Consider the following 14659-nt stretch of genomic DNA (forward strand, 5'->3'; position numbering starts at 1 on the left):
AGGGAGCAAGAAGCAGCAGGTACCCCTTATGGAGGAGACTTATGGAAAAAGAAATCAATGTACATCAGTCTGAAATTGAAATAGGCATCTATACGTTTGGGGAACTGCTTTGTAATCCTTATACTGGTCAAGTAACTAGTGCAAAACAACGTATCAATGAAATTGTGGAGGCAGCTAAGCTGGCGGATGATGCAGGACTTGATGTGTTTGGGATTGGTGAGCACCACCGCTTGGATTTCGCTGTGTCATCACCTCACGTTATTTTGGCGGCGATTGCCCAAAAGACCCGCCAAATTAAGCTAATAAGTGCGACAACCGTTCTAAGTACAGTGGATCCAGTCCGGCTATTCGAGGACTTCGCAACATTGGATATCCTGTCAAATGGCCGTGCTGAAATTGTAGCAGGACGGGGGGCGTTTTTGGAATCATTTCCGCTGTTTGGATATAACTTGAATGACTATGATCGTTTATTCTCTGAGAATATGGAACTATTATTAAAATTAAACGAGAATGAGTGTATTACCTGGAAAGGTCATTTCCGCCCAGAGCTTTACGATGCTGATATTTCTCCCCGTCCGATTCAACAAAGAATTCCCATATGGATCGGCGTTGGCGGTTCCCCCGAAAGTGCCGAACGTGCCGGAAGGCTGGGGGCAGGGTTGATGGTAGCGGTGCTTGGGGGAGACCCCCTCCAATATAAGCCATTGGTTGATGCCTATCGGTATGCAGGAGAAGAAGCTGGCCACGATTCAAAAAAATGTAAGGTTGCAATTGGTGCACATGGTTATCTTAGTAAAACATCTCAACAGGCTAAAGAAGAATTCTACCCTTATTATACAAACTACTTCAGGTCGTTTATGAAAAACGGCGGGCTATCAAAGATCTCCCAGAGCGATTTTGAGCAGATGGCTAGTCCGGATACCAGCTTGTTTGTCGGAAGTCCGCAGGAGATTATTGAAAAAATTCTCCGCCAGCATGAATTGTTTGGACATCAACGTTTTCTTGCTCAAATTGACATCGGTGGTTTGCCTTTTTATAAAGTTGCAAAAAACATCGAGCTATTAGCAACCGAGGTAGCTCCCGTGGTCCGCAGAGAAACGAAAAAAAGCTGTTAAAAGAAAAGCTTTAGCAGCTTTACCTTTGAATGACGTGGATAATAAAACGTTGAAGTTAAAAAGGTTTTTTAAAAAGTCCTTCTTAGCAAACTGAGTGCTGATGAATAGTTTTTCACCTTCCTATAAGGAAGCTTCAGTCCTAATATGTGTGGGTGCTTTACTTTGTCGGGGTGTGCCTCGAAGAAATGTCAGTAAAACGAAAAGGACCCTTTACCACAATTGAATGTGATAAAAGGTCCTTTTTGTAATCAATATAGCTTAATATAAGCCGTCTGTTTCTTCTTTCATGCTGATAAAGATATTTTTCGTTTGTGTGTAAGCATCTAAAATGCTCTTATAGGTTTCACGGCCGATCCCTGATTTTTTATATCCGCCAAATGGTGTGCCAGCTGAGAAATTGGTATATTGATTAACCCACATACGTCCCGTTTCAACTTTTCGAGCCACACGGAGTGCAGTGTTGAGATCGCGTGTCCAAACACCGCCGCCAAGACCATACTCAGAATCGTTTGCCATGCGAATGACGTCTTCTTCTGTTTTGAATTTAATAACAGTCGCAACTGGTCCAAAAATTTCTTCCTGTGCGATCCGCATATCATTAGTAGCATCAGCTAAAATGGTTGGTGCCATGAATACACCTTTATCCAATCCATTTTCTTTTAACTGATAACCGCCAGTAACAAGTTTTGCTCCTTCTTGTTGGCCAATTTCAACGTATTTCAAGATCTTGTCAAGTTGTTTTTGATTAATTTGGGCACCCATTTGAACGCCATCTTCCCAAGGAAGACCTACTTTTACGCTTTCAAATTTTTCTTTTAATGCACTGACAAATTTATCGTAAATTCCTTCTTGAACAAAGATACGGGAACCTGCGCTGCATACTTGTCCTTGATTGAATAGGATTCCGTTTGCTGCACCTTCAACCGCTCTTTCCCATGGTGCATCATTGAAGAAAATATTAGCGGATTTACCGCCCAATTCCAATGTTGCTGGAATTAATCGGTCTGCAGCAGCTTTGGCTACGTTATAGCCAACCTCGGTTGATCCTGTAAATGCTAATTTTGCAAAGCCTTCATGATGGAGCATATAATCTCCTGAATAGGAGCCTCTTCCTGTAATCACGTTAACAACACCAGCTGGAAGCACTTGATCCAATAATTTTGCTAATTCCAAAACACTGAGCGGTGTTGTAGAAGATGGGTGAATGACCACTGTATTACCAGCAGCAATAGCAGGGGCTATTTTCCATGCTGCCATCAGCAAAGGAAAGTTCCAGGGAATAATTTGTCCAACGACACCAATTGGTTCTTTCAACGTAATCGTTAATGAGTTATCATCCAATTCTTTGGCAGTTCCTTCTTCTGAGCGAATGACACCAGCAAAATAGCGGAAGTGGTCTGCACTTAGGGGAACATCAGCACCCATAGTTTCTCTTAATGGTTTCCCATTATCCAACGTTTCTACCATTGCTAAATGTTCTTTATTTTCATCTATTAAATCAGCGATTTTAAGTAATAGTTTGCTTCTTTCTTCAACACCGACTGTTTTCCAAGTCTTAAAGGCTTCTTGTGCTGCTTTAACCGCAGCATCAACGTCGGCATAGCTTGCATCAATGAAATCAGCAAGTTTTTCACCAGTACTAGGATTATAGGTTGCTATTGTTGTGCCTTCTGCACCTTTAACCCATTGACCATTAATGTACAGTTTATATTCTGTATCTACTACACTACTAGCTACAATACTCATATCTATTCCCACCTTTGATATTATTATATTGAAAGCGCTTGAAAATTGTTTTCATTGACATTATATGACTTATTGTAAAAAATACCAAATAATTTGCCTTACTAGAGTACTAACTTCACGATCTATACATTCCGGTTACTCTTTTGAAATTATCTTAAAGTCCATGACGAAAGAAGAACATAAAAAAGATAACCTCAAAGAATTCAGCATTCTCAGAGGTTATCTTTTTCTTTCGGTCTCGTCTAGGAAATTATAAAATATTAAGCTGTTAATAACTTTGAATCAAGTTAATTTACGTCTAGCTCCAGCGTCCAGCGACTAGTGTACTTCGCCCACTTCCCTGCGATAAGTCAAGCACGAATGTGCTAACGCCTTTATCTCAGTCAGTGTGCTCCAGTCCTGTCGTGCGCTAAACGGACGCTTGCGCTTTTGTTTTTCTGTGCTGTTATTTTGCGAAATTGCCCATTGAAATCGATAGACGATTCCAACTGTTAATTTGATTGATCATTATAATAAGATCGACATAATCCTTTTCATCAAAATACTCACGAACCCGGTTATAAAGTTCATCCGGTACACGCTTCGTTGGGATCAATGTTACATGTTCAGTTAATTCAAGTGCTGCCTTTTCTGCATCCGTATAGAAATCACAATCATCCCAAGCGCTTACGCAGTATAAACGCTGTTCCGTTTCACCTAGTTTGCGGGCATCTGTTGTATGCATGTTGAGACAGAAGGCACAGCCGTTTATTTGTGATGCCCGGATTTTAATAAGTTCACTAAGTTTGGGATCTATTTTTGTTGATCCGATATACTTTTCCATTTCCATCATGACTTTAAGTGCTTCTGGAGCCACATCGTAATAATGAACACGTAATTCCATTTTCAATTCCTCCTCGTTCCATTTCAATACTATTCCTTTCTATTCTTATCATAATACCGGAAAAAAATCATGGGGACGGTTCTTGCGTCCCCTTTGACTCAAAAGAACCGTCCCCATGAATGCCCGTGAATGCACATGAAAAAACGTTGAAGTTCCGATAGGGTTTGTAATAAAATAGCGAAAATAATAAAAATCCTTTTCATTATTGTTTACAATAGACTTATCTCGATAAGAGGAGTGCGAACATAATGAAGACCACGATATTAATTGCTGATGATGATATAAATATTCGGAGGGTGACACAGCTTTATTTGGAGAAAGAAGGGTTTCAAACGGAAATTGCCTGTGATGGCAAAGAGGCACTTGACTTATTAGAGCAAGAGAAAATCGACTGTGCGGTCATTGATGTGATGATGCCGAATGTCGATGGCTGGGAGCTTTGTGAAAAAATTAAAGCTTTTTATGAGATTCCCGTTTTGATGTTAACCGCTCGAGTTGACCCCGATGATACCATTAAAGGCTTTAAACTAGGCACCGATGATTATGTGACAAAGCCTTTTCATCCAGTCGAGCTTGTTATGCGGGTGAAGTCACTATTAAAAAGATACCGTGTAGCATCAGCGGGGAAAATCACTTTTAATGATATCACGATTGATCAAAGCAGCTATAAAGTTCAAATTAAGGATCAGGATTTCATGCTGCCGACTAAACAGTTTGAATTATTGTATATGTTAGCCAGTCAACCTGGAAAAATTTTTACAAGAGATCAGCTGATTGAGAGTATTTGGGGACTTGATTATGAAGGTGATGAGAGAACGGTTGATACGCACATTAAAAAGCTCCGTAAGCAATTTAAAAATGACGAGGACTTGCTGCAAATCATTACAGTAAGAGGGCTTGGGTACAAATTAGAGGTTTTATCATGATCCGCTCTATTTATATCAAAAATATTTTAAATTATTTTTTTGTGATTATTGTGTCATTGATCCTTTCTTTTTTAATCGCGTCGCTTTTTTTTCAAAATCAAATCATCAAAATTCGTGAAACAGAGGTCATTAACCAAGGAAAAGGAATGATTAATTTATACCAAAATTTGGGAAGTAAGGGTTTTAATGAATATTTAAACAGCATTTCCTACTTACCTTATGAGGTATACCTTTATGATCAAAATAGCTTGGTAGCAAAAACTCCTAATGCTCAAAAGTCTAGCAAGCTTAGTGAAAAAACGATTAGAGATGTCATTGCTGGTGATGTCTATCGAAATGAAGCTGAACCACGCAAAATGTTGATCGGACTGCCCTTTGAAACGAAAAACGGGAGATATGCGTTATTTCTTAAACCTAGTATGGAGGAACAATTTAGTCAGATTCGGGAAGTTTTATTGACTACATTATTTATCGTCTTGTTTATCGGAAGCTCGCTTATTTTAATCACGACCCGTTTTTTAGTCAAACCGATTGTCCGAATCACCAATGCCACCAAAGAATTAGCAAGAGGAAATTTTCAAATTCGTTTGGATGTAAAAAGTAAGGATGAAATCGGGCAGTTAGCCAACAGCTTTAATTTCATGGTAGAGGAATTAGATAAAACGGAGCAAATGCGGAAGGACTTCGTTGCAAATGTGTCCCATGAGCTTCAGTCACCGCTTACTGCCATTAGAGGGATGGCAATCGCATTGAAGGATGGTGCTGTGGAGCAAGCTGAAGAACAGCATTATTTTGAACTGATTGAACAAGAGAGTGAACGTCTTTCAAGTCTAACGAAACAATTGCTGAACCTGTCCATTTTGGAAGCAAACAAGTCTCCGTTTCATCCAAAGAGATACCGTCTTGATCAACAAGTGCGAAATCAGATTGTTGCGCTGCAAACGTTATGGACGGAAAAGGGCCTTGAAATCGATTTTGACCTTCCCAAACTCGAGGTATTCGCCGATGAAGCACTAATGAATCAAGTGTGGACCAATTTATATTCGAATGCCATTAAGTATAATTGCCATAATGGCAAAATTACGGTTCGCGGATATGATCATGCTGATTATGTCGATGTGGTTATTAGCAATACAGGCCCTGGTATTCCCCAAAATGATTTGCCCCATATTTTTGAGCGTTTTTACCGTGCAGAAAAAGCTCATTCGCGAACAACTGAAAGTTATGGGCTTGGCTTGGCAGTAGTCAAGCGGATTATCTCCCTCCACAATGGGAAAATCGCTGTGGAAAGTGTAGAGGGTTCGGAAACAACCTTTAGGATTCGTTTAGGGAAAAAATAGGAATAATTAGTTTTGGAAAGCAGCCCATATGGTGGGCTGCTTTTTTATGTGGAAAATTTAGATTCTTATGTTTTTCTAAAATTGCTCAAAAGGTCACACTGAGGACACATTCCTGTTTTATTATGATTAAGTAATTTGTACAGGAGGAGTGTTTTTTTTTGAATAAAATACTGAAGTTTAGCTTGAAGAATACGGTCGCCATTATTTTTCTTGTTGTTCTCGTGATCGCAGGTGGAATTTATTCCACTAATGGCATAAAAGTAGAAACGTTTCCGAACATCACCTTTCCGGCCCTATTTGTTCAAGCAACCTATTTGGGCCATTCGACACAGGAATTGGAGGATCAGCTGACCAATCCAATCGAAAGTAGCATTAAGCTGCAAAAAGGATATGACACTTTAACAAGTACTTCAAGAAACAATGCGGCGACGATTACGGTTGCTTATCCATTCGGAACCGATATTGAGAAGCAAAAAACCTCACTGGAAGATGCAATCAATAAGGTAGCATTACCAGATGGTGCAAAGGTAGAAGTAAAGAAAATTGATATAGGTGCCCAAGCGGTTTATGAGGTCGCCTTTGCAGGCAAGGGCAATCAGGATATCCAGCCATCAATTGAAAATGATCTTGTTCCAACACTTGAGAAGGTAAGCGGCGTTGGAACGGTAAACCTTGATGGGGCAAAAGCCCAAAAAATTTCAATTGAATTAAGCCAAGACAAGGCAAAACAATATGGTTTGACATTGACAAACATTAAAGATGCCATTCAATTGAAAAATTATAACGTTTCTTTTGGTCAAATCAACAGTGGGGGGACCAGTATCCCGCTTGTGATGAAAGGGAATAGTACCAGCATTGATGACTTGAAAAACATTGAAGTTACGGTTGCGGGACAAAGTCAGCAATCCAGTATGACTGCTGGTCAAACAAGTATGACTGCTGGAAAAGCTAGTACGAAAGCCGGTTCTGCATCTGGGGCAGCAAACCAGCAAACCAGTGGAGCGACAGGGACGGGCTCGATGACAGCAGCAAACGGACAAATAAACATTTCTCCTAACGCGGCCCAACAACAAGCTGCAGTCCTGCCGGTGAAATTAAAGCTCTCAGATATTGCGACAATCACCACGGTATCGAGCAAGGATGTCATTACCCGATTTAATGGCAAAGACAGCTATTTAGTCTCGGTAACAAAGACACAGGATGCCAATACGGCGGAAGTTGTGAATAATGTAAAAGACAAAATTTCCTCGTTTAATAAAAGTCATCATTACACGATTTATACGGTGACAGATCAAGGAAAAGATGTGGAAAACTCGATTTCTTCTCTTCTTAAAGAAGGCGGCTTTGGAATCCTTTTCGCTGTTATAATCATTTTGCTCTTCTTACGTAATATTCGCGCTACCTTGATTGCGATTGTATCACTGCCAATCTCGATTTTGTCGACGATTGCGCTGTTAAAACAATTTGATTATTCCTTAAATATCATGACGCTTGGCGGAATGGCCGTTGCCGTCGGACGGATTATCGATGACAGTATTGTTGTTATCGAAAATATATTCCGCTGGCGCCAAGAAAACAAAGACCTCAGCATGAAGCAAGTAGCACTACATGCGACAAAGGAAGTGTTTGGAGCGGTGACCTCCTCCACTTTAGCGACATTGGTTGTATTTGCACCAATCGCTTTTGTGACGGGAATCATTGGAGAAGTTTTCCGGCCGTTTGCACTTGCTGTTGTGTTCTCGATTGCGGCTTCATTAATCGTTGCCATGATTTTGGTGCCGGTATTAGGAAGCTTATTTTTCAAAAAGGTTAAACATGTGGAAAAACCAAGCTGGCTTGCAGGTCTGTATGAGAAGTTTTTAAGAGGAGCGTTTCGCAAAAAAGCTCTGGTTATTGTATTATCCCTGCTGCTTTTAGTCGGGTCATTTGCCCTGATCCCTAAACTAGGTGTAGCGTTCTTGCCGGCGGATGATTCTAATCCAGCTATGCAAGCAAGGATTACCGTTCCAAGTTCGTTAAGTCTTGAACAAATGGATTCAGTGGCAAAGGATGTCGAAAGCTATTTAAAAAATAAACATGGAATTAACTATAGTCAAGTATCCATTGGTATTTCAAACAATCGAGCGATGATGACAGGCGGCAGCAATAATGTCATTCAATTCCTCATCCAATTGAAGAATGGGCAAAATATTAATGATCTTTTAAGTGTCTACCAAAAAGATATGGAGAAAATTGTCCAGCAAGATTATAAGGATTCTACTGTTGCGATTTCGCAAACTCAAGGCGGCGGTATATCATCCGGCAACAATATTGATATTCAGCTTTACGGTTCTGATTTAACGAAGCTGACAGACGCATCCAATCAAATTACGACTCTATTGGCGAAAAATAATCAATTGAAGAATGTCACGAGTAACTTAGGGGATGATCAAACACAGTGGAAGCTTGCGATTAGTTCAGATGGAGACAAAGCAGGCGTTACCTATCTGCAATTGATGTCAGCCATTCGTGAGTATGTGTCGTCGGTAACAGTTGGCAACTATGACATTAACGGGACTACGCAAGAAGTAGACGTAAGTTATGATAAAAAAATAGCTTCAAAGGCAGATCTTGAAAATATTGAGCTTAAAACATCAGCAGGTATGAAAACGGTAAATGATGTAGCGACGACAATCGAAGAAGTAAAGGTTCCGACTACTTTATACCATGACGATGGCAATCAGCTTGTCAAAGTATCTGCGATTGTAAAAGGGAACAACACGACCAAAGTATCAAATGATGTCAAAAAAGATATAGATTCCTTATCCTTACCAAAGGGGATTACCGTTTCATATGGCGGAGGACTGAAAATGATCTCAGACGGTTTATCCAGTATGGGACTTGCCATGGGAGCTGCTGTCGGTCTTGTATTACTTGTGCTAATGGTTACTTTTTCAGGAGTTTTGACACCACTTGTGATCTTGTCATCGCTGTTATTTGTTCCAATCGGAGCATTGGGCGGCTTATTAATTAGCGGCCAGCCTATTTCAATGAGTGCGATGATTGGGATGTTAATGCTGATTGGAATCGTCGTTTCGAATGCGATCGTCTTGCTCGATCGTGTTGAAAAAAATCGGAAACGAGGTTTGGAACTCGATGAAGCCATTGTTGAAGCTGCCAAGATACGGTTACGACCGATCTTAATGACAGCATTCGCAACCATCTTTGCTCTTATTCCATTGGCAACGTCGACGTCATCATCAGGTCTCATCTCACAAGGATTAGCTGTCACTGTCATTGGTGGCCTAACCACATCTACATTGCTGACATTAATCTTTGTTCCAGTACTTTATTCACTAGTTGGTAAATTTAGAAAGCATCTAACAGATGATGATCTTAAATAAATAGAATCTCTATGGAGCATAGGGACGGTTCTTGCGTTCCAATGAATAGAACCGTCCCTGTGCTTACATTGCTTAATTTTTGAAGAAGTCTTTTGAGATGAATTAATTTTACTTATATAGCATAAACATGAAACGGTTTTTTAACTAATAGTTGGACGTAAGGGGTATCTTACGCCATCAAATCATTCAAAACTGATTAGCAAAAATTAACCTCGATTACTTGGATTCTTTTGTGCAGAATTTAGAAAAGCTGGCGATCATTTCTCAAACCATAGAGAAAAAAACAATCATCAGATCAGCTAACGAATTGGAGGAATAGTGAGCTATGGCCCAATCAGTCGTACAAACAACGAACCGTATCTCCGGTTCAAGAAAGTGGTGGGCACTTGCAACGGTGCTATTGACGATGTTCTTTTCGTCAATGGATCAAACGGTTGTGTCCACTGCATTGCCCACTATCATTGGTGATTTACATGGATTTAGTTTATATGCATGGTCTTTACCGCCTATATGATGGCTTCTGCGGTGACGATGCCGATTTATGGGAAGCTGTCAGATGTATTTGGCCGTAAGCCGTTTTATTTATTTGGACTGATCATGTTTGGAATTGGATCTGCCATATCAGGTCAAGCGCACACGATGAATGAACTGATTTGGGCGCGTGCTCTTCAGGGGATCGGCGCAGGTGCTATGATGAGTATGCCCCGTGCCACGATCGGTGATATTTTCGATCCAAAAGAACGCGGTAAATGGATGGGCGTTATGGGGGCTGTTTTTGGGGTTTCTAGTATTCTGGGACCGACCCTTGGAGGCTGGATCACCGATGCTTTTTCATGGCGATGGGTTTTTTACATCAACTTACCATTTGCGGTTCTCGCGATTATTGGGGTGCTTGTTTCATTGCCAAAGGTTCGGGCCGAACATCGAGTGAAAGTGGACTGGCTTGGTTCTGCATTCTTAATTATTGGCTTAATTCCCATTCTTCTCGGCTTCACATGGGCGGGTTCAAAATATTCCTGGGGGTCACCGATCGAATTAACGCTCTTTATTGGTGGAGCCATCGTTCTTACCCTCTTTATGTTTTGGGAACGCAAAGCATCAGACCCGTTATTGTCACCTGTCCTGTTTAAAAATCGCATCTTCAATACATCGTTGGTTCTCGGTGTATTAATTGCGATGACGATGTTTGGGAGTATTATGTTCTTGCCTGTCTACGTTCAAGGAGTACTTGGACTTAATGCCCAGGGCAGCGGCTGGGTTATGGCACCGATGATGATCAGCTTTATCATCGGTAGTGTTGTGTCCGGACAATTTATGTCCCGTACAGGTCGATACAGAGTCTTGGCTTGGGTCAGTGGTGCTGTTATTGTACTTGGTTCTTTTTTATTAAATCAAATGAATGTTCACACGACTTGGTCTACGGTCGTCATTAACATGGTTGTACTGGGGCTCGGGATTGGATCGCTGATGCCTATGATGAACGTGGCGGTTCAAAATGCGTTTCCATACAGCATGATGGGTACCGTAAACTCCACTCAACAATTCGTACAATCGCTTGGCGGAGTCATCGCTTCACCGATATTCGGTTCCATTTTAAACAAGGCGTTTACGAATAAACTAAGTGATACATTACCCTCTTCGTTGCAACAGTTTCAAAGTAAACTCGCTGGGGTAAATCCGCAATCGTTGTTGACCTCACAGGCACAGCAATCGCTCTCAGCACAGTTCAGTAAATTGGGAACGCAAGGACATCAGCTGTATCTCCAATTAATGGATGCGGTAAAGGCTTCATTGACATTTGGGATTCAACGACTGTTCGAAGTCGGGTTGATTTTTGCAATTCTTTGTTTCATTGGAACCTTCTTCTTGCCTGAAGTTAAACTTAAAGGTAAAGAATACTTTCAGACTACTGGTTCTTCGGATGATGGTTTAAAAAGTAATGAACACAAAGAGAAACCAGTGGAAAAAATGAACCGAGGGACTAGACCGTCTTAAGGGGAATCATTGAATCGGGCAACGCTTTAATAGCGTTGCCTTATTTGTTTAGTTAAAGTTTGTTTAATGAGTTAGCCCCAATCGCTCCTGCGGTTGACCCATGGGAACGGAATAGTGGGCTCAGCAAGTACGAGTGCTCGGCAAATCGGTTCCCAACCCTCTGAAACGCGCCACTCGAGTAAGCGGTGAGGGGCAATTTTCTTCCGTACTGCGGCATTGTACCGCTCATAGGATGCCATCATTGTCACCGGATCGTCCCACTTCGTTGTACCTGAAAATCGTTCCAATAAATCTAACAGTCCCTTGCCTTCGTTCCAACCCTTCGCCTGGGCGATTCGCGCCGTCAGCAAAACCGTATCATTAAAGCTGTCCCACCATTCTTCAGCGCTATCACGAACTGACAACACCACCAATGCATCGGGATTCGCCTCACTCAGTTCACGCCAAAACAAGGATGCAGGCCAGTCCACTGCCACGGCGAACCCATTGAGCAGCTTGTGCCAATCGGTAGTTTCATCTGCTAAAGCACCATTCCAGCCATCGCCAAGATTAAATGGATGCTCCGGAATATCACTCATAGTGTAGCATCGTCCACCGATCAAATGCTCAAGAGCAACACCAAGGGACCTTGTTCCTGTGCGCGGAAGACCGGCACCTATGATACGTAGTTTCATACTTGAATCCTCCTCTTTAATATGGGGACGGTTCTAGCGCTCCCACGGAACGAAGCAAGGGAGCCCTTGGAATCGTTAATCAAAACGTCGCTTCGGAATCATAGCCTCGTTGTTCCCAGTAGCCTTGGATACGAGTTGATGCAAATTCGACACGGTTCACCCATTTGATGGATTTGTATCCATACATACTTGGCACCACTAATCGAATCGGATAACCTTGTTCGACGCGAAGTGCTTGGCCATCCATCTTAAAAGCAAGGAGAACATCGGCTTCCATTGCTTCTTGTAAGGTCAGACTTTCTGTATAGACACCGTCTGCTGAATAGAAGGTGACGAAATCGGCTTTTGAAGTGGGGTTTACCAAGGGAACAAGCTCCCGTATGTGAATCCCTTCCCAGCCCACATTGGCTACCGACCACCCTGTAACGCATTGGAAATCTTTCGTTTGTTTTGTTGCAGGTAGAGATAGTAATTGTTCATAAGTGATCGATTTTGGCGTGGCCACCAATCCATCGACCTGCAACCGATATTTGTCGAGCATGACTTTCGGGTAGGAGTCGGTCACAGTAAAGTATTCAGGAAACTCGTGCACACCTGCATTCGCACCGGTCGATGAACTCGATCGATTCCCGAGTGAAAAGAAAAACTGCGAAAATGGAGTCATTGCAATTGCGCCGCCTACTATCCCTGTAATTCCCCAGCGTAAAAATTGCCTGCGTTCTGGATCCAGTTTTTTGGTTACTTGGGCTTCAGGATATTTGGTTCCAAAAGCTTTAAATAAACCATGTAAGACAAACCATATCCCTAGGAGATAAGACAAATTCCCGTGCCAAGCGAAGGCTTGTTCTCTTAAAGCCGCTGGAAACCAATGGATCTGCCATAAAGGGAGCCCGGTTAGAACGATGGCCATACCAAACGTGATAGGCATAAACCAATCGACGATTCGTATCCGGTTCACTTTGGGCAGCTTTTTCATGATCGGAGAAAATAACGACAGGAAGAACAGGATTCCAAGGAAAATATGCGCATCATGGATGAGGGTAAGATAGCGAATCAACCTGACGTGCAGAAACGGAACATAGAGAACAAGCCCAGATAAGAGGAGTCCTATAAAGGATACAATCGAGTAATGGTGAAGCCATACATAATATTTCGGCCATTTTCCATGGGGAAACCAATTTTTCTTCATCTTTCACCTCCATTTCTACTATCTATAAAGTGTTTTTTTATCTTAACATGAAAATATGAAGAAAGTATTAAAAGATTATCAAATAAACAGAAAGAAGGGACGGTCGAGACCACTGAAGAACACAAAAGAACCGTCCCTCTGCACGAAGGACCCTTGACAGATTGTCGTGGCTCTTCGAGTGCTACATGCTATGCTCCTGAAATTTAATTAACCGGCAAAATTTCCAATGTGCTGGCGTGCTCTATTGCTTTTTCCTCCAACCACACATACACTCTTGGCACCCTTTTTCCAATTAAACAAACGACTTCATAATTGATGGTTCCCATTAAGTCAGCAATCGTATCTACCGATTGGAACGAGGAATGGTTATGTCCAAAAATCGTCACGATATCTCCCTTTTGGGCATTTGGAATATCGGTACTATCAATCATCGTTTGGTCCATGCAAACACGTCCCCTAATTGGAGCACCTTGTCCATTTAGTAAAACATGGCCACGATTCGATAGGAGACGGGAAAGCCCATCTGCATAGCCAACCGGTATCGTAGCAATGATGCTCTCCCTTGTCGGCTTCCACGTACATCCGTAACTGACAGGCTGTGAAACGTTTATTTTTTTTAGGTCTGCAATCTTTGTTTTCAAACTCATTGCTTGTTTTAAATGGATCGGGTGCTTTTTTAAGGATGCATCAGGATACAAGCCGTATAGGGCAATGCCAATTCGAACCATATCGAGGTGCATGACCGGAAACTTCATGGTAGCTGCACTATTGCAGCAGTGCTTCACGGGTATTTGGATGCCTTCTGCTTCTAAATGCTCAATGATGACTTGGAATTTAGTAAATTGGGTAAGTGTAAAGGTCGGGTCCTCGCTGTCAGCATTCGCAAAATGGGTAAAGATGCCTTCCAAGTGAACAAAAGGGGAGGTAAGGGTCTTTTTCGCAAGCGCGGACAGCTTGCTCAGCCGAACTTACCCCAATTCTTGACATGCCTGTATCCACTTTTAAATGAATCACAGCCTCTGTTCGCAAGCTAGCGGCTTGAATAATAATCTCATCTAATACTTCATGGTCAAATACGGTTATCGTTATGTTCTCTAAAATTGCTTCGCGAATAGAACGGACAGGAGTATAGCCAAGAATAAGAATCGGAGCTTTTATTCCTACCTTTCTTAGCTCTATGGCTTCATCTAAAAAAGCAACCGCAAGGTAATTTGCACCTGCCTGAATCGCGGTAATGGCCGCCTTTTCTGCACCATGACCATATCCATCTGCTTTTACAACAGCCATTATCTTTGTTTTGGTTTTTAGATAGTGTCGAAACTGCTTCAAATTATAGCTAATATGTTCAAGTTCAATCTCTGCCCATGTATCCCTGTAACTAAATTGGCTCATCCAAAGCGTCCTCCTT

At 41.7% G+C, this 14659-nt stretch carries 12 protein-coding genes; 6 read left to right on the forward strand and 6 right to left on the reverse strand.

The window, feature by feature from the left end; genetic code table 11:
- The first annotated feature begins 41 nt into the window (after positions 1–41).
- Positions 42–1115, forward strand: a complete 1074-nt coding sequence (locus JN080_RS04595; protein WP_256234743.1) for an LLM class flavin-dependent oxidoreductase — start codon at positions 42–44, stop codon at positions 1113–1115.
- A gap of 258 nt (positions 1116–1373) precedes the next feature.
- On the opposite strand, the gene JN080_RS04600 is transcribed toward JN080_RS04595, so the two are convergent.
- Together JN080_RS04600 and JN080_RS04605 are read right to left on the reverse strand one after the other, a co-directional pair.
- Positions 1374–2861, reverse strand: coding sequence for an aldehyde dehydrogenase family protein (locus JN080_RS04600; protein ID WP_256234744.1), 1488 nt, complete (start codon positions 2859–2861; stop codon positions 1374–1376).
- Between the two features lie 445 nt (positions 2862–3306).
- The gene (locus tag JN080_RS04605) at positions 3307–3744 is read right to left on the reverse strand and encodes a carboxymuconolactone decarboxylase family protein (RefSeq protein ID WP_256234745.1); all 438 of its coding nucleotides are present in this window, start codon (positions 3742–3744) and stop codon (positions 3307–3309) included.
- A 248-nt stretch (positions 3745–3992) separates the two neighbouring features.
- Between JN080_RS04605 and JN080_RS04610 the strand changes: the two genes are divergently transcribed.
- From JN080_RS04610 to JN080_RS04630, 5 genes are all read left to right on the forward strand, one after another.
- A complete protein-coding gene (locus tag JN080_RS04610; protein ID WP_256234746.1) occupies positions 3993–4670 on the forward strand; it encodes a response regulator transcription factor in 678 nt (225 codons plus the stop codon).
- Positions 4667–6010, forward strand: a complete 1344-nt coding sequence (locus JN080_RS04615; RefSeq protein WP_256234747.1) for a sensor histidine kinase — start codon at positions 4667–4669, stop codon at positions 6008–6010. The genes JN080_RS04610 and JN080_RS04615 overlap by 4 nt, the downstream gene beginning before the upstream one ends.
- Before the next feature lie 158 nt (positions 6011–6168).
- Positions 6169–9393 (forward strand): efflux RND transporter permease subunit, encoded by a 3225-nt coding sequence (locus JN080_RS04620; RefSeq protein WP_256234748.1) that lies wholly within the window; start codon positions 6169–6171, stop codon positions 9391–9393.
- A gap of 325 nt (positions 9394–9718) precedes the next feature.
- Entirely contained in the window at positions 9719–9907 is a 189-nt protein-coding gene (locus JN080_RS04625; RefSeq protein ID WP_256234749.1) for a hypothetical protein, read from the forward strand.
- A gap of 17 nt (positions 9908–9924) precedes the next feature.
- Positions 9925–11388 carry an MDR family MFS transporter gene (locus tag JN080_RS04630; protein ID WP_256234987.1) on the forward strand — a complete coding sequence of 488 codons (1464 nt, stop codon included), beginning with the start codon at positions 9925–9927 and terminating at the stop codon, positions 11386–11388.
- A 71-nt stretch (positions 11389–11459) separates the two neighbouring features.
- Here JN080_RS04630 and JN080_RS04635 read toward each other — a convergent pair whose 3' ends face one another.
- From JN080_RS04635 to JN080_RS29595, 4 genes are all read right to left on the reverse strand, one after another.
- On the reverse strand, positions 11460–12062 hold the full coding sequence (locus tag JN080_RS04635) for a sulfotransferase family protein (protein ID WP_256234750.1): 603 nt from the start codon (positions 12060–12062) through the stop codon (positions 11460–11462).
- 79 nt (positions 12063–12141) lie between these two features.
- Positions 12142–13251 (reverse strand): molybdopterin-dependent oxidoreductase, encoded by a 1110-nt coding sequence (locus JN080_RS04640; RefSeq protein ID WP_256234751.1) that lies wholly within the window; start codon positions 13249–13251, stop codon positions 12142–12144.
- A gap of 203 nt (positions 13252–13454) precedes the next feature.
- A complete protein-coding gene (gene alr / locus JN080_RS29590) occupies positions 13455–14159 on the reverse strand; it encodes an alanine racemase (protein WP_309144654.1) in 705 nt (234 codons plus the stop codon).
- Positions 14125–14643: an alanine racemase gene (locus JN080_RS29595; protein WP_309144655.1), complete on the reverse strand. Its 519-nt coding sequence runs from the start codon at positions 14641–14643 to the stop codon at positions 14125–14127. Before JN080_RS29595 ends, alr begins: the two co-directional genes overlap by 35 nt.
- Positions 14644–14659 lie beyond the last annotated feature (16 nt).

The organism is Bacillus sp. EB600 (assembly GCF_024494385.1).
Lineage (GTDB): Bacteria > Bacillota > Bacilli > Bacillales > Cytobacillaceae > JAEVLT01.